The organism is Vibrio pomeroyi (assembly GCA_041879425.1).
GTDB lineage: Bacteria > Pseudomonadota > Gammaproteobacteria > Enterobacterales > Vibrionaceae > Vibrio > Vibrio pomeroyi_A.
The window spans coordinates 3,058,391-3,081,415 of record CP090854.1 but is presented as its reverse complement, the minus strand read 5'-3'; the positions used below and the strand labels follow the sequence as shown (position 1 = coordinate 3,081,415).

General features: G+C 45.4%; 22 protein-coding genes. 13 read left to right on the top strand and 9 right to left on the bottom strand.

All coding sequences use genetic code 11. The features are described 5' to 3' along the window. Positions 1–19: 19 nt before the first annotated feature. The 8 genes from oadA to luxS all read left to right on the top strand — a co-directional run bounded on the left by oadA (position 20) and on the right by luxS (position 10,276). Complete coding sequence (oadA, locus tag L0992_13395) at positions 20–1,804, top strand: sodium-extruding oxaloacetate decarboxylase subunit alpha (GenBank protein ID XGB66706.1); 1,785 nt, start codon at positions 20–22, stop codon at positions 1,802–1,804. 9 nt (positions 1,805–1,813) lie between these two features. Next, complete coding sequence (locus L0992_13390; protein ID XGB66705.1) at positions 1,814–2,944, top strand: sodium ion-translocating decarboxylase subunit beta; 1,131 nt, start codon at positions 1,814–1,816, stop codon at positions 2,942–2,944. A gap of 170 nt (positions 2,945–3,114) precedes the next feature. After that, positions 3,115–4,068 (top strand): NADP-dependent oxidoreductase, encoded by a 954-nt coding sequence (locus L0992_13385; protein XGB66704.1) that lies wholly within the window; start codon positions 3,115–3,117, stop codon positions 4,066–4,068. A 6-nt stretch (positions 4,069–4,074) separates the two neighbouring features. Beyond that, positions 4,075–4,536, top strand: a complete 462-nt coding sequence (locus L0992_13380; GenBank protein XGB66703.1) for a DedA family protein — start codon at positions 4,075–4,077, stop codon at positions 4,534–4,536. A gap of 9 nt (positions 4,537–4,545) precedes the next feature. Beyond that, entirely contained in the window at positions 4,546–7,404 is a 2,859-nt protein-coding gene (locus tag L0992_13375) for an insulinase family protein (protein XGB66702.1), read from the top strand. Between the two features lie 99 nt (positions 7,405–7,503). Next, the gene (gene gshA / locus L0992_13370) at positions 7,504–9,072 is read left to right on the top strand and encodes a glutamate--cysteine ligase (protein XGB66701.1); all 1,569 of its coding nucleotides are present in this window, start codon (positions 7,504–7,506) and stop codon (positions 9,070–9,072) included. 10 nt (positions 9,073–9,082) lie between these two features. After that, the gene (locus tag L0992_13365; protein XGB66700.1) at positions 9,083–9,733 is read left to right on the top strand and encodes a hypothetical protein; all 651 of its coding nucleotides are present in this window, start codon (positions 9,083–9,085) and stop codon (positions 9,731–9,733) included. Between the two features lie 24 nt (positions 9,734–9,757). Continuing rightward, a complete protein-coding gene (gene luxS, locus L0992_13360; protein ID XGB66699.1) occupies positions 9,758–10,276 on the top strand; it encodes an S-ribosylhomocysteine lyase in 519 nt (172 codons plus the stop codon). A gap of 176 nt (positions 10,277–10,452) precedes the next feature. On the opposite strand, the gene L0992_13355 is transcribed toward luxS, so the two are convergent. Further along, complete coding sequence (locus tag L0992_13355; protein XGB66698.1) at positions 10,453–11,724, bottom strand: CNNM domain-containing protein; 1,272 nt, start codon at positions 11,722–11,724, stop codon at positions 10,453–10,455. Positions 11,725–11,851: 127 nt separating this feature from the next. After that, positions 11,852–12,646 carry an inner membrane protein YpjD gene (locus L0992_13350; GenBank protein XGB66697.1) on the bottom strand — a complete coding sequence of 265 codons (795 nt, stop codon included), beginning with the start codon at positions 12,644–12,646 and terminating at the stop codon, positions 11,852–11,854. A 200-nt stretch (positions 12,647–12,846) separates the two neighbouring features. Here L0992_13350 and ffh point away from each other — a divergent pair, with 200 nt between their 5' ends. From ffh to rplS, 5 genes are all read left to right on the top strand, one after another. Beyond that, a complete protein-coding gene (gene ffh / locus L0992_13345; protein XGB66696.1) occupies positions 12,847–14,241 on the top strand; it encodes a signal recognition particle protein in 1,395 nt (464 codons plus the stop codon). Positions 14,242–14,452: 211 nt separating this feature from the next. Beyond that, positions 14,453–14,701, top strand: a complete 249-nt coding sequence (gene rpsP / locus L0992_13340; GenBank protein XGB66695.1) for a 30S ribosomal protein S16 — start codon at positions 14,453–14,455, stop codon at positions 14,699–14,701. A gap of 24 nt (positions 14,702–14,725) precedes the next feature. Beyond that, entirely contained in the window at positions 14,726–15,280 is a 555-nt protein-coding gene (rimM, locus tag L0992_13335) for a ribosome maturation factor RimM (protein XGB66694.1), read from the top strand. Positions 15,281–15,307: 27 nt separating this feature from the next. Further along, on the top strand, positions 15,308–16,048 hold the full coding sequence (gene trmD, locus L0992_13330; GenBank protein ID XGB66693.1) for a tRNA (guanosine(37)-N1)-methyltransferase TrmD: 741 nt from the start codon (positions 15,308–15,310) through the stop codon (positions 16,046–16,048). A 59-nt stretch (positions 16,049–16,107) separates the two neighbouring features. Continuing rightward, positions 16,108–16,461, top strand: a complete 354-nt coding sequence (gene rplS / locus L0992_13325) for a 50S ribosomal protein L19 (protein ID XGB66692.1) — start codon at positions 16,108–16,110, stop codon at positions 16,459–16,461. Between the two features lie 419 nt (positions 16,462–16,880). On the opposite strand, the gene yacG is transcribed toward rplS, so the two are convergent. The 7 genes from yacG to L0992_13290 form a co-directional block, all read right to left on the bottom strand. After that, positions 16,881–17,078 carry a DNA gyrase inhibitor YacG gene (yacG, locus tag L0992_13320; GenBank protein XGB66691.1) on the bottom strand — a complete coding sequence of 66 codons (198 nt, stop codon included), beginning with the start codon at positions 17,076–17,078 and terminating at the stop codon, positions 16,881–16,883. A gap of 80 nt (positions 17,079–17,158) precedes the next feature. After that, a complete protein-coding gene (gene zapD / locus L0992_13315) occupies positions 17,159–17,899 on the bottom strand; it encodes a cell division protein ZapD (protein ID XGB66690.1) in 741 nt (246 codons plus the stop codon). Between the two features lie 26 nt (positions 17,900–17,925). Further along, complete coding sequence (coaE, locus tag L0992_13310; protein XGB66689.1) at positions 17,926–18,540, bottom strand: dephospho-CoA kinase; 615 nt, start codon at positions 18,538–18,540, stop codon at positions 17,926–17,928. A 2-nt stretch (positions 18,541–18,542) separates the two neighbouring features. After that, positions 18,543–19,412 carry an A24 family peptidase gene (locus tag L0992_13305; GenBank protein XGB66688.1) on the bottom strand — a complete coding sequence of 290 codons (870 nt, stop codon included), beginning with the start codon at positions 19,410–19,412 and terminating at the stop codon, positions 18,543–18,545. A 67-nt stretch (positions 19,413–19,479) separates the two neighbouring features. Beyond that, positions 19,480–20,709: a type II secretion system F family protein gene (locus L0992_13300; GenBank protein XGB66687.1), complete on the bottom strand. Its 1,230-nt coding sequence runs from the start codon at positions 20,707–20,709 to the stop codon at positions 19,480–19,482. 15 nt (positions 20,710–20,724) lie between these two features. After that, positions 20,725–22,410 carry a type IV-A pilus assembly ATPase PilB gene (gene pilB / locus L0992_13295; protein XGB66686.1) on the bottom strand — a complete coding sequence of 562 codons (1,686 nt, stop codon included), beginning with the start codon at positions 22,408–22,410 and terminating at the stop codon, positions 20,725–20,727. Continuing rightward, on the bottom strand, positions 22,410–22,874 hold the full coding sequence (locus tag L0992_13290) for a pilin (GenBank protein XGB66685.1): 465 nt from the start codon (positions 22,872–22,874) through the stop codon (positions 22,410–22,412). The genes pilB and L0992_13290 overlap by 1 nt, the downstream gene beginning before the upstream one ends. Positions 22,875–23,025: the final 151 nt, after the last annotated feature.

The window sequence follows — 23,025 nt, the reverse complement described above, 5'->3', positions numbered from 1 at the left end:
TAAAAAGGAGTTTATGAGCATGTCTAAACCACTAGCTATCACAGATGTGGTACTTCGTGACGCGCACCAGTCACTATTTGCTACTCGTATGCGTATCGAAGATATGCTGCCAATTGCGGCAGAACTGGATAAAGTCGGTTACTGGTCTCTAGAGACTTGGGGCGGCGCGACGTTTGATTCGTGTATCCGTTTTCTTGGAGAGGATCCATGGGAGCGTCTGCGTGAACTGAAAAAAGCGATGCCAAATACACCAATGCAGATGCTACTGCGTGGTCAAAACCTGTTGGGTTACCGTCACTACGCGGATGACGTAGTAGAAAAATTTGTTGAACGTGCCCATAAGAATGGCATGGACGTATTCCGTATTTTTGATGCGATGAATGACGTACGTAACTTTGAAAAAGCGGTGAAAGCAACGATTGATGTTGGCGGCCACGCTCAAGGTACCTTGTCTTACACAACCAGTCCGGTTCACAACTCTGATACTTGGGTTGATCTGGCTAAGCGTCTAGAAGACCTAGGTTGTCATTCACTATGTATCAAAGATATGTCAGGTTTATTAAAGCCTTATGAAGCGGAAGAGTTAATTACACGCATCAAAGCATCGTGTGATGTTCCTCTAGCGCTACATAGCCACGCGACAACCGGTCTATCGACAGCAACAGCGGTTAAAGCCGTTGAGGCGGGCATCGATATCCTAGACACGGCTATCTCTTCAATGAGCTGTACTTACGGTCACACACCAACTGAAACGGTTGTGGCGATGTTAGAAGGTACAGAGCGTGACACTAACCTTAAGCTTGACCAAATTGAACCAATCGCATCTTACTTCCGCGATGTACGTAAAAAGTACGCGAAATGGGAAGGCCAGCTAAAAGGCGTCGATTCTCGCATTTTGATTGCTCAGGTTCCTGGCGGCATGTTGACTAACATGGAAGGCCAGCTGAAAGAACAAGGCGCAGCCGATCGTATGGACGAGGTTCTTGAAGAGATCCCACGCGTACGTAAAGAGCTTGGTTACATTCCTTTGGTAACACCAACTTCTCAAATTGTCGGTACTCAAGCGGTTATTAACGTCCTAACGGGTGAGCGCTATAAGAGCATCACTAAAGAGACGGCAGGTCTGCTGAAAGGCGAATACGGCCAAGCACCTGCGGAAGTAGATGCTGAACTGCAAGCAAAAGTTCTGGATGGTGCAGAGCCAATTACTTGTCGCCCTGCTGACTTGCTTAAGTCAGAAATGGATACGCTGACTACGGACCTTTTAGAGAAAGCGAAATCAGAAGGCATTTCTCTAGCTGAAGATACCGTTGATGATGTCCTGACTTACGCACTTTTCCCACAAGTGGGTCTTAAGTTCCTTAAGAACCGTCGTAACCCTGAAGCATTTGAACCAGCACCAACGGCAGAAGTTGCGACTCCAGTTGCTGCAGCTCCGGCTCCTGTGTCTGGTGGCATCGAAAGCTACAGCGTGAAGGTTGATGGTCAAGTTTACGATGTCGAGGTTGGCCCACAAGGTGAACTAACATCTGTTGCGCCATCAGCAAAACCTGCTCAAGCGGCTCAGGCTGCACCTGTAGCAGCTTCTGATGCTGAAGCGGTTCCTGCTCCATTGGCGGGCAACATCTTTAAAGTTAACGTTCAGGCGGGTGCTGAGGTTGCTGAAGGTGACGTTCTACTTATCCTAGAAGCGATGAAGATGGAAACGGAAGTTCGTGCTGCTCGTGGTGGTATCGTTCAAGAACTGAATGTTAAAGAAGGCGATGCAGTTACTGTAGGCGCTCCACTACTAAGCTTGGCGTAAGGGAGTACCATGGAAGGATTGATGACCTTATGGTCTGAAACAGGGATTGCGAACTTTGAGTTCGGCCAGATCTGTATGATGTTGGTTGGTTGCTTATTGTTATTTTTGGCAATTCGTAAAGGATTTGAACCGTTACTTCTGCTACCTATTGGTTTTGGTGCTGTATTAGCAAACATTCCAAACGCTGGGTTTACTGATCCAGGTGGTTTGCTGTACTACGTTTACTACATTGGTATTGAAACGGGCATTTTCCCACTGCTGATCTTTATGGGTGTTGGTGCGATGACGGACTTCGGTGCGTTGATTGCGAACCCTAAAACGTTGTGGTTAGGGGCTGCGGCTCAGTTTGGTATCTTCGCGACGCTATTTGGTGCGATCTTGCTGAACTATGTTCCAGGAATGGAATTCTCGATGGCCGACGCTTCTTCCATTGCGATCATTGGTGGTGCCGATGGCCCAACCGCGATTTTCTTGGCGAGCAAGCTCTCTCCTGATCTTTTAGGTGCAATTGCAGTAGCGGCGTATAGCTACATGGCATTGGTTCCTATTATTCAGCCGCCAATCATGAAGGCGTTAACGTCTCCTGAAGAACGTAAGATTAAGATGGCTCAACTTCGTCATGTTAGCAAAGCAGAGAAGATCCTCTTTCCGCTTGCTGTACTACTGATGACGATTTTGTTCCTACCTTCAGCAACACCTCTAGTGGGTATGTTCTGTCTGGGTAACTTGATGCGTGAAGCGGGTGTGGTTGATCGCCTATCGAAAACAGCGCAAAACGAACTGATTAACGTTGTGACTATTTTCCTTGGTCTTGGTGTTGGTTCTAAGCTTCAAGCGGATACTTTCTTGAACTTGGAGACACTGGGTATTCTTGGATTAGGTGCGGTCGCGTTCAGTATTGGTACTGCGGGTGGCGTATTGATGGCGAAGGTTCTAAACCGTTTCTCGAAAGAGGACATCAACCCATTGATTGGTGCAGCTGGTGTATCAGCAGTTCCAATGGCGGCACGTGTTGTAAACAAGGTCGGTCTTGAGGCAAACCCTCAGAACTTCTTGTTGATGCATGCGATGGGGCCGAACGTAGCTGGTGTACTTGGTAGTGCGGTTGCGGCGGGTATTCTATTAGCGCTAGTTGGTTAATGGATTACTGGTCATGTATCGTTACGTTAATTGGTCGTCAATTTACGAATGAGCGGTTAACTTAGCCTTATTAAATGGTTTATAGTCAAAGGGATGCTTTCGCATCCCTTTCTTTTTATTAATTAGGGTGCTTGCTCACTAGGGCTTTTATCAATCAAGGAAATATGGAAATGGAAAATAAACAGATTGCGATTACTCAATTCGGCGGCGTCGAAAACCTTAGTATTCAAACCAGTGCGATTCCTAAGCCTAAGGCCGGAGAAGTGGTGGTTAAAGTTTCCTTTTCGGGCATTAATCCGATTGATGTGAAAACCCGAGCTGGCCTTGGTTGGGCAGCAGCACAAAACAAAGACAACCTTCCTTGGGTGCCGGGATACGATATTTCAGGTCAAATTGTCACGCTAGGCGAGCAGGCTGAACGTTTCACTATTGGTGATAACGTGGCAGGCTTTATTGGCTTCCCACTGCAAGGTGGCGGCTACAGCCAATATGTATGTGTTCCAGAAGCGGCATTAAGCATGGTCCCTGATTCTGTCACACTAGAAGCGGCAGCTGCATTACCACTTGCTAGCCAAACAGCAGCCCAAGCACTCAATAAAGCCGAAGTGAAAGAAGGCGATCGCGTGCTTATCTTAGCGGGCGCGGGCGGCGTTGGTCACCTTGCGGTTCAAATTGCAGTGGCTGCAAAAGCCGAGGTCTACACCACCTGCAGCGAAGCTAACCTCGATTATCTTGCAACGCTTGGCGCTCATGCGATCAACTATAAATTTGCCCCTGCTTCAGAACGAGTTTCTGATGTTGATGTATTGATTGATTTGGTCGGTGGCGATACCGCGCTTGACGCATTGAAGTGTCTGAAAGATGGCGCAAGAGTAGTGACCGTTCCGACTCTATCTGCAGAACTGATCTGCGAAAAAGCCACACTACTAGGTTTTACTGCATCAGGCATGCTGGTTGAGCCAAACCCTGAGCAAATGGACACCATGCTTTACATGGTGAGTGTTGGATTGCTTAAAACAGAAATTCAAGGTATCTACCAATTGGATGAAGCGCAGTCGGCGCATCTACAGGTTGAAACCGGGCATACCAGAGGCAAGGTACTACTAAAAATGCAAGAAGGCTGATAGGCAGTGCTAGAGTTCTTTAATTCCCTTTTTGAAAACATAGCGCTGTGGTTCTCTGACTCGGCGCTTTGGGTACTCTTCATCAGTGGTTTCTTAAGTGCCACGTTATTGCCCGGCGGTTCAGAAGCCAGTCTTGTTGCAGCATTGAGCCTAGATCAATTCTCAACATCGTCGATTATTCTCATAGCGACACTTGGTAACACCTTAGGTGGCCTGACTAATTATTGGATTGGTTTGTGGTTACCCAATCGAACTCAATCTGAAAAGCATGGTCATAAGGCTATGGCTTGGCTGAGCCGTTATGGTTACTGGACATTGTTATTCAGTTGGTTACCCGTTATTGGTGACCCTTTGTGTCTCGCGGCGGGTTGGCTGAGAATGAAATTTATCCCTAGCGTTATTTTGATAGCGATTGGCAAAGCCGCTCGCTACAGCTTACTTGCTGCTATCTACTTCGGTTTTTTCTAAGGAGAACCTATGAAAAAGGTTTTACTTGGTACATTTTCTCTTATCGCCATCGCAGGCTGTTCTTACAATGTACCTAGCTCAACATCCTTCTTTTCCTCATTGCCAGAAGGCGTCACTCTAGTCGAAGAGGTGAAGCCTTCTAAAGACAAAGTGGTGATCCCTTATACCAAGTATCAGCTTGAAAACGGCCTGACAGTTATTCTTTCCCCGGATGATTCTGATCCTCTTGTGCATGTTGATGTGACCTATCACGTAGGTTCTGCTCGTGAAGAGATAGGTAAATCGGGCTTTGCTCACTTCTTCGAACACATGATGTTCCAAGGTTCTGAGAACGTTGGTGACCAGCAGCACTTTAAGATCATTACAGAGGCTGGTGGCTCGTTAAACGGCACCACTAACCGTGATCGCACTAACTACTTTGAAACCGTTCCATCTAACCAACTTGAGAAAATGTTGTGGTTAGAATCAGACCGAATGGGTTTCTTATTGGATGCGGTTTCTCAGAAAAAATTCGAAGTTCAAAGAGGCACGGTTAAAAACGAACGTGCTCAAAGTTACGAAAACCGTCCTTATGGTTTGATGTGGGAACGCATGGGTGAAGCGCTTTACCCTGAAGGTCACCCTTACTCATGGCAACCAATCGGTTATGTGGAAGATCTAGACCGTGTTGATGTGAATGACCTTAAGGCGTTCTTCCTGCGCTGGTACGGCCCAAATAATGCGGTACTGACTATCGGTGGTGATATCGACGTTGATGACACGCTAGAGTGGGTGAACAAGTACTTTGGTCCAATCCCTCAAGGCCCTGAAGTTAAGGCTGCAGAGAAACAACCAGCCGTGCTAACAGAAGATAAGTACATCACTCTAGAAGACAATATTCGTCAGCCGATGGTGCTTGTTGGTTGGCCAACAACGTATCGTGGTGAAGAGACACAGGCTTCACTGAATGCACTGTCTAATGTATTGGGTTCAGGCACCAACAGTTACCTGTATCAAAACCTCGTAAAAACACAGAAAGCAGTCAGCGCAGGCTCTTTCCATGATTGTGCTGAGCTTGCTTGTACCATGTATGTGTATGCGATGGGTAACTCAGGAGAAAAAGGTGATTTGACGGTTCTCAATAAAGAATTGATGGATACCCTAGAGCAGTTCTCGAAAGAGGGCGTTCAACAAGAGCGTCTAGACCAGATCACCGGCATGGCTGAAGCGGATGCGGTTTTTGCACTGCAAAGTGTCAAAGGTAAAGTTTCACAACTCGCATCTAACCAAACCTTCTACGGTCAGCCAGATCGCATTGAATCACAGTTGGATCAAATCCGCGCGGTGACTCCTGAAAGCGTAAGTAAAGCTTACCAAGATTTCATCGAAGGTAAGCATAAGGTGACCTTGAGTGTGGTTCCTAAGAAGCAACTCGATTTAGCGGTTCGTGAAGCGACCTTTACCACGCCGCCACGCACTTTGCCTGAATACAGCAAGGTGACAGAAGACCAACTGGATTTCAGAAAAGCACCTAATACCTTTGATCGCAGCGTGATGCCAGAAGTGAACTTTGGTGTTGAAGCAACGATGCCTGATTTGTACCGCATGCACTTTGCAAACGGCACGGATTTGATTGGTACTGTGACCAGCGAAACACCGACCGTACAGCTACAGATTCAACTTCCAGCCGGTGAGCGTTATGTCCGTAAAGGTCAAGAAGGCCTAGCGAACCTAACTGCTTCGATGATGGAAGAAGGTTCGACAAAACGAACGGTTGAAGAGCTACAAGCGACACTAGATAAGCTTGGTAGCAGTGTGAGCATCAGTGCGGGCAGTTACACCACGGATATTTCAGTTTCTACGCTAGAGAAAAACCTGCCTCAAACCCTGGCGATTGTGCAAGAGGTTCTGTTTGAGCCTAAGTTTGATGAGCGAGACTTCGAGCGTGTTAAGAAACAGATGCTAGAAGGTGTTGTGTATCAGCACCAACAACCAAGCTGGATGGCGTCTCAAGCAACCCGTGAGGTGCTGTTTGGCGACAGTATTTTTGCTCGAGCGAGCGACGGTACTAAAGCATCTCTATCGAAACTCACTCTAGACGATGTGAAAAAATTCTATGATCAACACTACACACCTGAAGGTGCCAATATTGTTGTTGTGGGAGACGTCTCGAAGAAAGAGATTGGAAAGCAGCTACAATTCTTTGAAGAGTGGCAAGGCGATGCAGCGCCATTAACGCGCCCACAGATCGTCAAAGAGCTTTCAGGTCAACACCTGTATTTGGTCGACAAACCGGGTGCACCACAAAGTATTGTTCGCTTGGTGCGTAAAGGTCTGCCGTTTGATGCGACAGGTGAACTGTATTTGAGTCAACTGGCTAACTTTAACCTAGCGGGTAACTTTAATAGCCGTATCAACCAGAATCTACGTGAAGATAAAGCCTACACTTACGGTGCAAGCGGTTACTTTGCGAGTACACGTGAAACGGGCGCGGTGGTATTCAGTGCACAGGTAAGAGCGAATGCGACGGTTCCATCGATTCAAGAGTTCATTAATGAGCTGAACGAGTTTAGTCAAAGTGGGTTAACTGACGAAGAGGTGAAATTTATGCGCCTTGCCGTCGGTCAACAAGATGCGCTTAAATACGAAACGCCAAGTCAAAAGGCTGGGTTGTTGAGTAATATTGTCGCATTGAGCCTTGATGAAGATTACCTACAACAGCGTAATCAGATAGTTGAAACGGTTTCAAAAGAGACCTTAAACGAGCTATCGAAGAAATGGTTCGACCCGAATGATTATCAAATAATCGTTGTTGGTGACGCGACTTCGCTTCGCCCACAATTAGAAAAGTTAGATATTCCAATAGAAGAGCTTGAAATCATTCGTTAGAGTACACATTAAAGGGGGAGGGAAGAGACTCTACTTTTCTCCTCCAACCTAATTTATGATAGTTCTAATCAGAACAATATAAGATAAGTGAACTGAATTTTGACTGATTTTGCTGCGCGACTAAAGCAAGTTGCAACCAACCCTAAGACCTTCTCTCAATTTGGTCGTGGTGTTGAAAGGGAAACGTTACGCTACACGGAAGATGGCCACCTTGCTACTGGGCCGCACCCTAAAGCTTTAGGATCTGCGTTGATGAACGAATGGGTAACGACCGATTTTTCTGAGTCGCTACTGGAATTTATCACGCCTGTTTCTAATGACGTTCCGACGCTTTTGAATCAGTTGTCTGATATCCATCACTTCACGCAAACCAAGTTAGATGGCGAAAAGCTATGGCCGCTCTCTATGCCTTGTTACGTTGGCAGTGAAGATTACATTCAGCTAGCGCAATACGGTACTTCTAACAACGGTAAGATGAAGACGCTATACCGTGAAGGCCTAAAGCGCCGTTACGGTAGCTTGATGCAGATTATCTCGGGTGTTCACTTCAACTTCTCATTCCCAGAAAGCTTTTGGGATAGCCTGTTTGGAGAGCAAACAGAAGAAGCGCGTTGCGAAGCTAAGTCAGATGCTTACTTTGGCTTGATCCGTAACTACTACCGTTTTGGTTGGTTAATTCCTTATTTCTTTGGTGCATCACCTGCGCTGTGTTCTTCTTTCATCAAAGGAAGAGAAACCAACCTACCTTTCGAAAAGGTTGGTGAGACACTGTATCTACCAAAAGCAACGGCACTGCGCCTGAGTGATCTTGGTTACACGAACAGTGCGCAAAGTGTATTGAAGATTGGCTTCAACAGCCTGGGTCAGTACCTTGAAGGCCTGAATCAAGCAATTCGTACGCCATCAGAAGAATTCGCCGAGATCGGCACAAAGGTTGATGGTGAATACCGTCAGCTAAATAGCAACGTACTGCAAATTGAGAATGAGCTTTACGCTCCAATCCGTCCTAAGCGTGTCGCGAAAAGTGGTGAGAAGCCATCTGAAGCGCTGGCTCGCGGCGGCGTTGAGTACATCGAAGTTCGTTCTCTAGATGTAAACCCATTCAGCTCAATCGGTATCACCGAGCAGCAAGTTCGCTTCTTGGATCTATTCCTAACTTGGAGTGTACTAACAGACTCTGCTGAGATGGATAACTGCGAACTTGAATGCTGGCGCGATAACTGGAACAAGGTGATCTTAGAAGGTCGTCAAGTTGGTCTAGAGCTGCAAATTGGTTGTCATGGCGAGCGCTTGTCTCTGCAAGATTGGGCGAAGCGTGTTTTCAAAGATCTACGCTCAATTGCAGAAATGATGGACGCGGAACAAGGCGGTCGTGCATACCAAGAAACATGCGATACGCTTGAGGCTTGGATTGATAACCCTGAGCTCACGATTTCTGGCCAGTTGCTAGAAGAGACCAAAAAACTGGGTGGCTTAGGTAAAGTGGGTTGCGCGTTAGGTAAAACGTATGCTCAACAACACAAAGCGCACCAATATAAAGTTTACTCAGCTGAATTGATGGAAGCGGAAGTTCAACGCTCTGTGATTGCTCAGCAACAAAGTGAAGAAGCAAGCACTCAAGATTTTGATAGCTTCTTAGCGGATTATTTTTCGTATTTAAAAGCATAGCGAGACTTTGGTGGAAAGGAAGCAAGACTTATTAGGTCAGCCTACTCGTGTGAGTGGTAAATGGTTACCTGTAGTGACTGTTGGTGTTGTCTCTAGCCTATTGGTTGGGTGTGCAACGCCACCGCCTAAGCAGCAAGATAATTTGTGTAGCATCTTCAGAGAACATCCATCTTGGTATGAAGATGCACTTGATATGCAAGAGGAGTGGGGCACGCCGATTAACGTAGCGATGGCTTTTGTGAAACAAGAGAGTAGCTTTCGTCATGATGCACGCCCACCCAAAGATTACATTCTTGGCTTTATTCCGTGGGGACGCGTAAGCAGTGCCTACGGTTATGCACAAGCTCAAGACCCTGCTTGGGAAGACTTCCAAAAAGCGACCAATAACGGTGGTTCAAGAACCAACTTCGATGATGCATTGATGTTTATTGGTTGGTATACCAGTGAGACACGTCGTCAGCTGGGTATCTCGCTATGGGACCCCTATAACCAATACCTGGCTTATCATGAAGGGCGTGGTGGTTATAAGCGTAAGTCATACAACAGCAAGCCATCGCTAATTAAGGTGGCTCGCAAAGTCGAACAGCAAGCAAAAGATTATGGATGGCAGCTGAAACAGTGCCGCAAAGAACTAGAAGACAATCGAAGCTGGTTTTTCTAAAGCCAGCCGTCACGGAGAAGAGCAATGCCTTTATTAGATAGTTTCACTGTTGATCACACACGCATGAACGCACCTGCAGTTCGTGTTGCTAAAACAATGCAAACCCCAAAAGGGGATACCATCACTGTGTTTGACCTGCGTTTCACTGCGCCAAACAAAGACATCCTATCTGAGAAAGGTATCCATACTCTTGAGCATCTATACGCTGGTTTCATGCGTAATCAGCTGAACGGTTCAGATGTAGAGATCATCGATATTTCACCAATGGGTTGTCGTACTGGTTTCTACATGAGCCTAATTGGTGCTCCTACAGAGCAACAAGTCGCTGACGGTTGGTTAGCTGCGATGAAAGACGTACTGAAAGTTGAGAACCAGAATAAGATCCCTGAGCTGAACGAATACCAATGTGGTACAGCGGCAATGCACTCTTTGGATGAAGCGAAAGAGATCGCGAATGCAATCATCGCTGCAGGCATCTCTGTAAACAAGAATGATGAACTGGCACTGCCAGAGTCGATGCTTCAAGAGCTTAAAATCGACTAATCATTTTTAGTTCACCTTGAATACGCTTCACTCTAGATACATTTTGCTCTAGAGACTGAGCGGGCTAGATATAAAAAGAGCTAGATACTAAAAGGCCCGATTCAATGAATCGGGCCTTTTGTTTTTATCGCGTGTGAGCTTGTGTTTGCTCATTTAGCCATTTCAGCAATCCACATTTATCCGTTAACGATCTGTGGGAACACTCGCACCAGCTTGATACGGTTCTCTTCGAGTTCTACGATTTCCATTGGGTGGCTGGCAACCTGAACACTCAGGTGACTCTCTGGAATATCTTCAAGGTGTTCCAGTATCAAACCATTCAATGTTCTTGGACCGTCGGTAGGCAATGCCCACTGTAAGCCTTTGTTGATATCTCGGATATTGGCACTGCCTTCAATCAAGAAGCTACCATCACTTTGTGGCGTGATCTCTTCAGATAAGCTTGGTGCAATTGAAGTAGTAAACTCACCAACGATCTCTTCCAGAATATCTTCCAAGGTAACCAAGCCGTTGATGTCGCCATACTCATCAACAATCAAACCGATGCGCTGTTTATTGCGCTGAAACTTAAGCAGTTGAATGTTGAGTGGTGTCGCTTCAGGAATAAAGTAGATCTCATCTGCCGCACGCAGCAGGGTCTCTTTATTGAATTCGTTTTTTTCCAGCATTAAACGGTAAGCTTCACGCAACCTAAGCATACCTACCACTTCATCTATCTGGTCTCGGTATAGAACCACACGACCATGAGGAGAGTGGGTCAGTTGGCGAACAATCGATTTCCAGTCATCATTGATGTCGATGCCCGTGATTTCATTACGAGGCACCATGATGTCGTTCACGGTCACGTGCTCTAAATCTAGAATCGACACCAACATATCTTGGTGACGCTGGGGAATAAGACTGCCTGCTTCATTTACCACGGTTCTGAGCTCTTCTGAGCTTAAGTGGTCGGTCGCATCATGGCTGGCTTTGACACCCAAAATACGAATGAAGCCATTGGTAATGAAGTTCACTAAGATCACCAATGGCGACAGTACCTTCATCAGAACCATCAAAAGGATGCTGCTGGCGTAAGAGACACGTTCAGGAAATAGAGAAGCAATGGTTTTTGGGGTTACCTCGGCGAATACGAGGATCACGAGAGTTAGGGTACCAGTAGCGATAGCCACACCGATATCCCCGTAAATGCGCATACCAAGAATAGTAGCGATCGCAGATGCCAGAATGTTGACGAGATTGTTGCCGATGAGAATGAGGCCAATCAATCTGTCTGGGCGGTTCAGAAGTTTTTCTACACGTTTGGCACCTTTATGACCCGTATTGGCCAAGTGCTTTAAACGGTAGCGGTTCAAGGACATCATGCCCGTTTCGGAACCAGAGAAATAACCAGAAATTACAATGAGACACGCGAGTAGCGCAAATAAGATACCCGTTGATATGTCGTCCAAAACTATTCTTTTCCTATTTGTGTATCTTGATTAATTTATGACCGAACATGGTCGAGATGTCAATTGAATCTAACGGACTCAATATTTTAAAGGCAAGGTGTGTGAGACCTTGCCTTTATTTTACAGACTAGTTCAGGATGATTTCCTGAACGAAGCGGCTACCGAAGTAGGCTAATGTGAGCATGCTGGCGCCCGCCAGTGCGAACCAAGTGACTTTCTGTCCACGCCAACCTTTTTGGTAGTGACCCCATAAAAGAATGGAGTAGATAATCCAAGCGATAAAAGACAATACCGCTTTGTGCGCCTTTCCTTGAGCAAACATATCTTGTACGAAGATAAGGCCAGTCAGCAAAGTACCCGTTAATAAACCATTACCAATCAGAATGATCTTGAAAAGCTGTCTCTCCACCATCATTAAAGGAGGTAGGTTAGGGTTAATCACTAAGGCTTTTTTCTTTTTAAGCTTGTGATCAAGCCACGCGAGTTGCAGGGCGTACAACGCACCGATAGTCAGCGTCGCGTATGAGAACAATGCTAGAGAGATGTGCACGAGCAGTTTCGGGTCATTCTCTAGATGTTTAATAAAGGTACTTGGAAGAAACGTTGCTGCCATGAGGTTAAGCGCTGCGAAGCTATAAACAACAGGCAAAATGAACCACAAGCGGGTTCTGAGCATCGCGCCGCTCATCACCAAAGAAATGATTAAACTGATTAATGAAGCAACGTTCAAGATACTGAGGTTTTGGCCACTGGCATTAAAGATTAAATCGCCAAGCAACCAAGCATGGAAAGCTAAAGCAAGTAATGCGCTGATAAACACCGTTTTTACACGGATTCCTGTTTGGTGCACGAGACCTGGAATGATCGTGGAAATCGCCATTGTATAAAGAAAGGCTGCTGCGATCGCAATAAGACTGTCCATGGTATCCATTTAAATGATTACTAATTGACGAATTATACCTTGCATCGCTCTTTGGGGCTACGGTGAACCTCACTCAATTCCAAGTGAACAATGTCTCACATCACAAGCGTGGATGATTAACGCTCCACAACGGGTATGACTCTAATCAACGCTAATGTATACTCACAGTAATAGTCGCAGGATTGAGCGAAGAGAAAACTATGTTTGATAATTTAACGGATCGTCTATCCAAAACGCTGAAGAACATCAGCGGTAAAGGTCGTCTGACCGAAGACAATATAAAAGAGACGCTGCGTGAAGTACGTATGGCGCTACTTGAAGCCGACGTTGCACTGCCAGTTGTCCGCGATTTTGTTAAGCGCGTAAAAGAAGGCGCTGTGGGTGTTGAGGTTTCTAAATCTCTAACGCCAGGTCAAGAATTCATTAAGATCGTTCAAGCTGAACTTGAAGCGGTGATGGGTGAGTCTAACGAGGCTCTTAACCTAGCAGCGCAGCCGCCAGCTGTTATCTTAATGGCGGGTCTACAAGGTGCGGGTAAAACCACATCGGTAGGTAAGCTATCTAAGCTTCTAACTGAGCGTGACAAGAAAAAAGTTCTGGTTGTATCTGCCGACGTTTACCGTCCAGCGGCGATTAAACAGCTTGAAACGTTAGCAAGCGATGTAGGCGTAGACTTCTTCCCATCTTCAGCTGACCAAAAGCCTCTTGATATTGCAAACGCTGCAATCGACCACGCGAAGAAGAAATTCTACGATGTACTATTAGTCGATACTGCCGGTCGTTTGGCTATCGATGAAGAGATGATGGGCGAGATCAAAGAGCTTCATACTGCAATTAAACCAGTAGAGACGCTGTTCGTTGTTGATGCAATGACAGGTCAAGATGCTGCGAACACTGCAAAAGCCTTTGGCGATGCGCTACCACTAACCGGTGTTATCTTAACGAAAGTAGATGGTGATGCGCGTGGTGGTGCTGCACTGTCTGTTCGTCATATCACAGGTAAACCAATCAAGTTCTTGGGTGTTGGTGAGAAAACTGACGCACTAGAACCGTTCCACCCAGATCGTGTTGCTTCTCGTATCCTAGGTATGGGCGACGTACTGTCTCTTATTGAAGACCTACAGAAAAACGTTGATACCGAGAAAGCAGAGAAACTGGCTAAGAAGTTCAAAGAGAAGAAAGGCTTTGACCTTGAAGACTTCCGTGAACAGCTTGGTCAGATGCAAAACATGGGCGGCATGATGGGCATGATGGATAAGCTTCCAGGCATGTCTCAGCTACCAGACAACGTTAAAGATAAAGTTGATGACAAGATGTTCAAGCAGATGGAAGCGATCATCAACTCTATGACAATGAAAGAGCGTCAACGCCCTGACCTAATCAAAGGCTCACGCAAAAAGCGTATTGCTGCTGGTTCTGGTACACAGGTACAAGATGTAAACCGTATGCTTAAGCAGTTCACCCAAATGCAGAAGATGATGAAGAAGATGCAGAAAGGTGGCATGAAAGGCATGATGCGCAACATGCAAGGCATGATGGGCGGCGGTGGAGGTATGGGCGGAATGGGTGGTGGCTTTAACCCGTTCGGTCGATAACCTACAAATGTAAGCTTTAGCTACGTTACTTTTCATAGTGTTAGCCGTGTCACAGAAAGTGTACGGCAGCTATGTTGGTGAAAAAATAGCTAAAGCCCTTGCATTGCACCGGAATAAGAGTAAAATTCCGGGGCTTTAATTTGGCACGAGACCCCAAGCTATTACTTAGACTTGGGGTTAATTATTTTATTAAGAAAGCAAAGAGGACGACATGGTAACCATTCGTTTGGCACGTCACGGTGCAAAGAAGCGCCCATTCTATCAAATCGTAGTTGCGGATAGCCGTAACGCTGCAACTGGCCGTTTCATCGAGAAAGTAGGTTTCTTTAACCCTACTGCTCAAGGTCAAGAAGAAGGTCTTCGTCTAGACCTAGATCGTGTTAACCACTGGGTTGGTCAAGGCGCATCTCTATCTGATCGTGTAGCTAAGCTAGTTAAAGACGCTCAAAAAGCGGCTTAATTCTTTTTTAAAGAGAAATAGCTTATGTCGATGAAGGGTAAAGAAACAATGAGCAAGCAAGACGAAAAAATTGTTATGGGCAAGTTTGGTGCTACCTATGGCATTCGTGGCTGGCTTAAAGTTTTTTCCTACACAGACAATGCTGAAAGCATATTTGATTACTCCCCTTGGTACGTTAACCAAAAGGGGAAGTGGGTTGAATTCAAAGTAGAAAGCTGGAAACGTCATAACAAAGGTATGGTGTGTAAGCTGGAAGGTTTTGAGATCCGCGAGGACGCTCATGTACTGACCAACTTTGAAATTGCAGTAGACCCTGCTTCGTTACCAGAATTGTCAGAAGAGGAATTCTACTGGCGTGAATTGTTTGGTATGCAAGTTGTAACCACTAAAGGTTACGATCTAGGTGTTGTTACAGACATGCTAGAAACTGGCTCAAACGATGTTCTAGTAATCAAAGCAAATCTTAAAGATGCTTTCGGACAAAAGGAACGGTTAGTACCGTACCTTGAAGAGCAAGTGATCAAGAAAGTTGATCGCGAAGCTCAACGGATCGAAGTTGACTGGGATCCTGGATTCTAACTTTAAAATCATAGAGCGAGAGAACACATGTGGGTTGGCGTAATTAGCCTATTTCCTGAAATGTTCCGTTCAGTTACTGATTTTGGAGTAACGGGTCAAGCGGTAAAGAAAGGTCTTTTATCTATTGAGACATGGAATCCTCGCGATTTCACTCATGATAAACATCGCACTGTTGATGACAGACCTTACGGTGGTGGTCCTGGCATGTTAATGATGGTTCAGCCTTTGCGCGACGCTATCCAAACTGCCAAGCAAGCATCACCGGGAAAGACGAAGGTTATCTATCTTTCACCTCAAGGTCGTAAACTCGACCAGAAAGGTGTTGAAGAGCTGGCAACAAACGAGAATTTACTTCTTATTTGTGGTCGCTACGAAGGGGTAGATGAGCGCATCATTCAATCTGAAGTTGACGAAGAATGGTCAATTGGAGATTTTGTGATGACGGGTGGCGAGCTGCCAGCCATGACGCTGATTGATTCAGTATCTCGGTTTGTTCCGGGTGTACTTGGAGATTTCGCTTCAGCAGAAGAAGATTCTTTTGCAAATGGCTTGCTAGATTGTCCCCATTATACGCGCCCTGAGGTGCTAGACGATAAAGATGTGCCATCGGTACTCAAGTCTGGAAACCATAAGGACATTCGTCGCTGGCGATTAAAACAATCGTTGGGCCGAACTTGGCTAAGAAGACCAGAACTCCTGGAAAACCTAGCTCTGACTGACGAACAGGAACAATTACTGGCTGAATTCATTAAAGAGCAACGCTCTTAACGAAAAGCAAGCAGTAACCTATTAAATTTAGTATCAGTTTATTCTAGGAATTTATACAAATGAGCAACATCATTAAGGCTCTTGAAGAAGAGCAACTAAAATCAGACCTTCCTAAATTCGCACCAGGTGACACTGTTGTAGTTCAGGTTAAGGTAAAAGAAGGTGACCGTGAGCGTCTACAGGCTTTCGAAGGCGTTGTAATCGCTATTCGTAACCGTGGTCTACACTCTGCATTCACAGTTCGTAAGATCTCGAACGGTGAAGGTGTAGAGCGTGCGTTCCAAACTCACTCTCCAATGGTTGATAGCATCGAAGTTAAACGCCGTGGTGCAGTACGTCGTGCCAAGTTGTACTACCTACGTGAGCGTTCTGGTAAGTCAGCTCGTATTAAAGAGAAACTTGCTAAGAAGTAATTCTTTTTGCATTCTATCGATAAAAGCGGAGCCATTTGGCTCCGCTTTTTTGTGTCTGCTATTTAGAGTTTCGAAAACCAGAGATCCTCAACTCGCTCGTGCCTCACTGTTGGGGGTGACGATTGGATAGCAGGGAATAGGCCTGATATAAAAAAGGTAATCGAAAGAGGCTTTATGCAGTCGGCTTGAACAATAGAGCTAAGTAAACCTGGAGAACCGTCATTCCCTAGACTGACGAAGGAAGGAGTAGGGAATCTCTTTCAGTAAACACCAAACTATCGGCAATAAAAAAGGATTGACGCAAAACGTCAACCCTTCAATCATTTTTCCGAATCTCGAATCTCGAATCTCGAATCTCGAATCTCGAATCTCGAATCTCGAATCTCGAATCTCGAATCTCGAATCTCGAATCTCGAATTTTAGTACGGATCTTCCGACCAACCGTCGCTATCTGACATATCTGGTGCGCCTGCGATGCTGTTCTCTTCGTCTGCCCACTCACCAAAATCAATCATCTGACATTGCTTGCTGCAAAACGGGCGATGTGGGCTTTGTTCACCCCATTCAACGTCAGCATTACATTGAGGGCATTTAACGATGGTGATTTTCTTCGACATAGTGATTCTTAAATTGAGGGGGAATAATAGTGAGTTTAGGCTCGAGTGAGCACTCAAGCCAAACGATAAAAGGAAATTAATTAGGTGCAGATAGCCAATTCAAATTCGATATCTTGAGTACAAGCTTGCCCTGTTTCAAAACTCATGAATTTAACAGCAAAACGGTTCTTATGACCCGAAATCATCGGGTAAGCACCGTATTGCATTGGAATTGAAAGGCGAAGGATATTCGCTTCTTCAGCATCGCTCTGGAAGAAGCCTGCACGAGCAATTTGCTCTTTAAAGTGACCAGTCTCTCTGGTTAGCTTTAACCATAGCGTTAGCGCTTCATACAGAGGCTGTAGGCTATCCATCCATGCCTTGGCGTCTCTCATTCTCTTATCGAGAGGAAGATGCAGCCAATAATGCAGAGCAGGTAAATCAAAGCAGCATGAGCCACCAGGTAGATTAAAGCGTTGGCGAATCGCACTCAGGAAACGGTCTTCCTTAAGTGATTGTCCAAAGCGCTCCGCTTGCATCAGCTCGCGATAGATGTTGCCAATATCGGTGAGTAGTGATGTAAGCATCTCTTGATCGACACCTTCAACATCTAACCAACTTTTGTAGGTTACACGTTGCTTCTCAATGTCTTTTGCGAGTTCGCTCTTGAGTTGGATCTGTTCGAAGATTTCAATCAGATCAAAGATAGAACGGAAAAAGAGTTGATACTGTTGAGCATCGGAAAATGTAGAAGACAAGTGTAGCTGCCTCAAGAGTGATTCAACTCTTAAGTAGATGCGTGTTTTCTCATTTAGAGGATGTTCAAATTTGTGGGTGATCATCGAGCAAACCTTCATTCAACATTGTTCTATTCTGACCCATCTACTGTACTGATTGCCAGATACTTTTGATGTAAATCTGTGATTTGAGGCAAAAGTTCTTGGTTTTTAGTATGGTTTTTAATCACGTCATCTGCAACTGCTAAGCGCTGTTCTCTTGAAGCCTGTGATTTTAAAATTGACGCCACTTGTTCCCTAGAAACATTATCTCGACTCATCGTACGCTCTATTTGTACTTCAGCTGGAACATCAACGATTAACACGCGATCGGCCATGCCTTGCATTTGGTTTTCAACCAAGAGCGGTGCGACTAATAAAGCATAAGGAGAGGTGACTTTAGACAAGTCACTGTCAATTTTGTCGCGGATCATTGGGTGAAGAAGGCCATTGAGCCACTGTTTTTCTGTTGGGGCAGAGAAGATTACTTCACGCAACTTGGCTCGGTTTAGTGTTCCATCTTCTAGCAAGATGTCTTCACCAAAATGAGTTGTAATCTGATTCAGGCCTTCACTGCCTAGTGCGACGACTTCACGTGCCACGATATCAGCATCGACAATATCAATGCCAAAATGTTCGTTGAACAGGTTAGCGACGGTCGTTTTACCACTGGCGATACCGCCACTTAATCCGATAATGATTGCCATGGTTACATTCCTAGTACAGAAGTTAAATACCAACCCATGATGTCGTTACCCCACATCAAGCTAACCCAACCTGCGATGGCAAGATAAGGTCCAAATGGAAAGGCTTTATCTATGCCTTGCTGTTTCAAGCGCAGCTGAATCAAACCGAAAACCAAACCAACAAGCGACGATAAAAGGATGATCATTGGTAGATGCTGCCAACCCAGCCATGCGCCAAGTGCCGCTAACAGCTTGAAATCGCCGTAACCCATGCCTTCTTTGCCAGTGAGCAGTTTAAACAACCAGTAAACCGACCATAGAGCTAGGTAGCCTGCCATTGCGCCAATCACAGAGTCTTGAAGCGATACTGGGCTGATATTAAACAGAGCTAAGGCAATACCAGACCAAACCAAAGGTAAGGTGATTTGATCAGGCAGTAGCATGGTGTCGAGATCGATAAAGGTCGCCGTAATGAGTGCGAAGGTGAAAAAGATCAGAGCAATAGCGTAGAAACCAAAACCAAAGTGGCTCGCGACTACGGTACAAAGGATTGCAGTAAGCAGTTCAACCAAAGGGTAGCGAACACTGATTGGATTCGCACAACTGTGACATTTACCCTTTAAGAACAACCAGCTTAATACTGGGATATTATCGATGATTCTTAATTGGGTTTCACATTTCGGACAAGTCGAACGTGGAATGCTCAGGTTAAATTTCCCTTCCGGTGCCGGAATTTTGTATTGAGAGAAATACTCCGAGCACTCTTGTTGCCATTCACGTTCCATCATAATCGGTAAGCGGTGTATGACGACGTTGAGGAAGCTGCCAATAAGGAGGCTAAAAATGAAAGCTAATACGGGGAATAGCCAAGGATAGTAGTGAAATACTTCCATAGTGTCCTTTACCACTTGATCTATATGAGCAGAAGTTTGCTACTCATGGGTGTTTAGTTGCTTTTGGCTATCCTAACACACTCATAAGATTAAAGATCGGTAAGTACATCGCAACCACAAGCCCGCCAACAACAGTCCCCAAAAATACGATGATCAATGGCTCTAGGATCTTGCCCAGATTATCGACGGTGTTGTCTACTTCAAACTCGTAAATCGAGGCCACTTTATTAAGCATGTCGTCAAGGTTTCCTGACTCCTCCCCAATCATCACCATTTGCAACACCATCTCGGGGAAGGCATTGGTATTACGCATCGCGATATACATTGGCATACCTGCAGCTGTTTCACGGTGAACCTCAATGATCGCCGATTCATAATGCAAATTGCCTGCGGTTTTGGCGGTGGTTTTAAGGCTCATGAGAATCGGAATACCAGAACTAAAACTGGTTGATAAGGTTCGGCTGAATTTGGCAATAGAGGCTTTGGCCATCACACCACCAAGCACCGGAAATCGTAACCCTAAACGGCTGGCTGATAATCGAATCGAGTAAGAGCGCTGACACAGTTGATGGACCAATAGCGCTATAAATCCAATGCCCACAGCGGCATAAAAACTGTAAGCCTGCATCCAATGAGAAAGATGAAGAACTTGTTGGGTAAACCAAGGGAGATCGGCGCCAAACCCTGAAAACATCGATTCAAATTCCGGGATGACCATGGTTAGCATTAAGTAGGAAACGGTAAGGGCGACCGCAACAACCATTGCTGGGTAGATGAGAGCCTTTATAACTTTAGATTTTAGTTGCTCACTTTTTTCACGGTATGTCGCCAATCGTTCAAATACTTGCGCTAGGTTTCCAGAGAGTTCTCCTGTCGCAACTAAGTCGGTATACAGATCATCAAAGTGACGGCTTGCGGTTCGCATCGCTTTTGATATGGGAGTGCCTGCTTCTACACCTTTACAGATATGCGACAAGATAGATTTCATCTCAGCTTTGCGATGGTTGTCTGAGACTAACTTGATAGCCTGTACGATAGGGACTCCAGTGGCCAACATAGTCGCAAGCTGTCGAGTTAAAATAGTGATGTCTTTGGGTTTTACGCGATGTGTTAAACGAGTCAGTGCAGAGATGCTTTTCTTTTTGATTTTCTTGATTTGAATGTGCTGATCTTTGAGCTTTTCTCGCACCTCTAGTTCGGTGAGCGCTAAGGTCTGCCCAGACACTTTCTTGCCTGAGCTATTAATGCCTTTCCAATGATAGCTTTTTAGTTGTGATTGCTTGGACTTCCTGCTCATTGGTGCTCCATTGAATTATATGTACAGAACACGTTGTAGCTCTTGATAGCTGGTGGTGCCTTCAAGCAGTTTGTCTAAACCAGACTCTTGCAGTGTTCTCATGCCTTCTCGGCGGGCGAGATCTTCAATCGCTAACGCATTAGGTTTGTTAATTAGGCTGTTTTTAAGTTTGTCGGTAAATGGCATTACTTCATAGATACCAACGCGACCGGAGTATCCTTGATTACACTCATTACAGCCTTGAGAGTTAGCTTTGTAGATGGTTTGGCTATTTGGGATAGAGTGACGCAAGTAAATATCTGGTGAACCGTCTTCAGCTTTACAGTGGTTACATAAGCGTCTCGCAAGACGTTGAGCAATAATCAAGCTTAAGGATGAAGCAAGGTTAAAGGGTTCAATACCCATGTGAGCGAGTCGAGTCACGGTTTCAGCTGCGGAGTTGGTGTGCAGTGTAGAAAGGACCAAGTGACCAGTTTGCGATGCTTTGATCGCGATCTCTGCAGTTTCTAAATCTCGGATCTCACCGACCATCACCACATCAGGATCTTGTCGTAAAAACGATCTCAGTGCTTCCGCGAATCCAAAGCCGATCTTAGGTGTCACCTGTACCTGATTGATACCACATAGGTTAATTTCAACAGGGTCTTCGGCTGTAGAGATATTACGTTCAGTGGTATTCAGTACTCGAAGCCCAGTATAAAGAGAAACGGTTTTGCCACTGCCGGTTGGCCCGGTCATTAAGATCATTCCTTGTGGGCGTTTTAAGGCATTAAGGTATAGGGTTTTTTGATCTTCACTGTAGCCAAGCTTGTCGATATCGAGATTGGCCGAACTGCTATCAAGCAGTCGCAGTACTATCTTCTCCCCCCATAAGGTCGGCAGTGTTGATACACGCATATCTATCGCGAGTTCATCATTCAGACGGAGCTTAATGCGCCCATCTTGCGGCAAGCGCCGTTCGGCAATATCAAGTTTGGCGAGAATCTTTAAACGAGCAGATAAACGGCGACTTAAATGGGAGGCGGGTTGCTGTATTTCAACAAGGATTCCATCACAGCGCAGGCGCACACGGTAGTGTTCTTCATAAGGTTCGAAGTGAATATCAGAAGCGCCCTTACGCACCGCATCGACCAGTATCTGATTGATAAATCGGCTAACGGGGGAGTCGTCTTGGCTGAGGTCTTCAATCGAAGTCATCTCATCGTCGGAGACTTCAACCAGGTTGGCAAGTTCGTCTTGGGTGATCTCTTTACGCTTAGAGTCTTGCCCTGAAATAGAGCGGCCATACAACTTTCGTATTGCGCCTTCTAATTCAGAATAGTTAGCGACAACGAGTTCTATCTGCAATCCAGTCGCGAATCGGAAATCATCTTCTGCTTGTAAATCCGTCGGATCAGCAGAGGCGAGGGTGAGAGTCGAGCTAGAGACTGAAATCGGGATAGCGTGATATTTGGTAATGAGTTCACGAAGTCCTAATTGATCGCACAAGACTTCGTAGTCAACATTGGCAAGTTGTACTAACGGCAAACCGAAGATGGCCTGAATGTTATGTGCGAGACTCTCGCTAGTGAAGAAATCAAGAATGAGTAAAGCTTCAGGCGTAGAAACTCCTGAAGCTTGTACATGTTCCGCCACGGCTTGTTCTTGAGTCATGCTAAGTAAATCAGCCTGACGTAGAACGGTTGGGAGGTTGGTTAGCACTATTTACAGTTTTTCGGTAGTAAATCGTCAGTTACAGGAGTCGCTGCTGTTCCTTTACACTCCCAAGCTCCATCTTGTGCTCTGGACAGCGCAAATTTCTTATTTACTAAAAGAGTGCTAACGCCTGAACTAGCAAAAGTAAATGTAATTGTCCCCACACCAGCTGAACTTCCTTTAGCAAATGCTATCGTTCCTGATGGGATTGATGATGGGACTCCGAGAGCATCTTCGGTTTGCCCACTAGTAGAACCATCTGGGAAGCTTCCATTTTCGACAGAATAAGCTTCAACATTTGTTTTTACTCCTGTTGCAGTAGCAAGAGCGGAAGCAACCTCAGCCTTAGCTACATACTTTTGATATTGAGGAATTGCAATTGCAGAAAGGACACCTATTACAGCCACTACAATCATCAACTCAATCAGCGTAAAGCCTTTTTGGTTCGTTCTTTTGTTCTTGTTATTCATTGTCTAATTCCATTCTTTAGTTTGTTTCAGTGAAAGCACTGGTTGATTGAGAGAATAGAAGTCGGAATGGGGAAGTGGAATGGTGTTCAGGTGTGGTCGCGAGTGGTTTTGTATTTATTAGTGTGGTGTTTCATATAGTGCGCAAATTTAT

Excerpts from the sequence above, each read along its gene's own strand:
- L0992_13350 (XGB66697.1), bottom strand. The coding sequence starts at position 12,646 with ATGGACAGTCTTATTGCGATCGCAGCAGCCTTTCTTTATACAATGGCG.
- rimM (XGB66694.1), top strand. The coding sequence starts at position 14,726 with ATGTCGATGAAGGGTAAAGAAACAATGAGCAAGCAAGACGAAAAAATT.
- L0992_13390 (XGB66705.1), top strand. The coding sequence starts at position 1,814 with ATGGAAGGATTGATGACCTTATGGTCTGAAACAGGGATTGCGAACTTT.
- rpsP (XGB66695.1), top strand. The coding sequence starts at position 14,453 with ATGGTAACCATTCGTTTGGCACGTCACGGTGCAAAGAAGCGCCCATTC.
- rplS (XGB66692.1), top strand. The coding sequence starts at position 16,108 with ATGAGCAACATCATTAAGGCTCTTGAAGAAGAGCAACTAAAATCAGAC.
- yacG (XGB66691.1), bottom strand. The coding sequence starts at position 17,078 with ATGTCGAAGAAAATCACCATCGTTAAATGCCCTCAATGTAATGCTGAC.
- L0992_13385 (XGB66704.1), top strand. The coding sequence starts at position 3,115 with ATGGAAAATAAACAGATTGCGATTACTCAATTCGGCGGCGTCGAAAAC.
- L0992_13305 (XGB66688.1), bottom strand. The coding sequence starts at position 19,412 with ATGGAAGTATTTCACTACTATCCTTGGCTATTCCCCGTATTAGCTTTC.
- L0992_13290 (XGB66685.1), bottom strand. The coding sequence starts at position 22,874 with ATGAATAACAAGAACAAAAGAACGAACCAAAAAGGCTTTACGCTGATT.
- luxS (XGB66699.1), top strand. The coding sequence starts at position 9,758 with ATGCCTTTATTAGATAGTTTCACTGTTGATCACACACGCATGAACGCA.
- L0992_13300 (XGB66687.1), bottom strand. The coding sequence starts at position 20,709 with ATGAGCAGGAAGTCCAAGCAATCACAACTAAAAAGCTATCATTGGAAA.
- trmD (XGB66693.1), top strand. The coding sequence starts at position 15,308 with ATGTGGGTTGGCGTAATTAGCCTATTTCCTGAAATGTTCCGTTCAGTT.
- zapD (XGB66690.1), bottom strand. The coding sequence starts at position 17,899 with ATGATCACCCACAAATTTGAACATCCTCTAAATGAGAAAACACGCATC.
- oadA (XGB66706.1), top strand. The coding sequence starts at position 20 with ATGTCTAAACCACTAGCTATCACAGATGTGGTACTTCGTGACGCGCAC.
- coaE (XGB66689.1), bottom strand. The coding sequence starts at position 18,540 with ATGGCAATCATTATCGGATTAAGTGGCGGTATCGCCAGTGGTAAAACG.
- ffh (XGB66696.1), top strand. The coding sequence starts at position 12,847 with ATGTTTGATAATTTAACGGATCGTCTATCCAAAACGCTGAAGAACATC.
- L0992_13375 (XGB66702.1), top strand. The coding sequence starts at position 4,546 with ATGAAAAAGGTTTTACTTGGTACATTTTCTCTTATCGCCATCGCAGGC.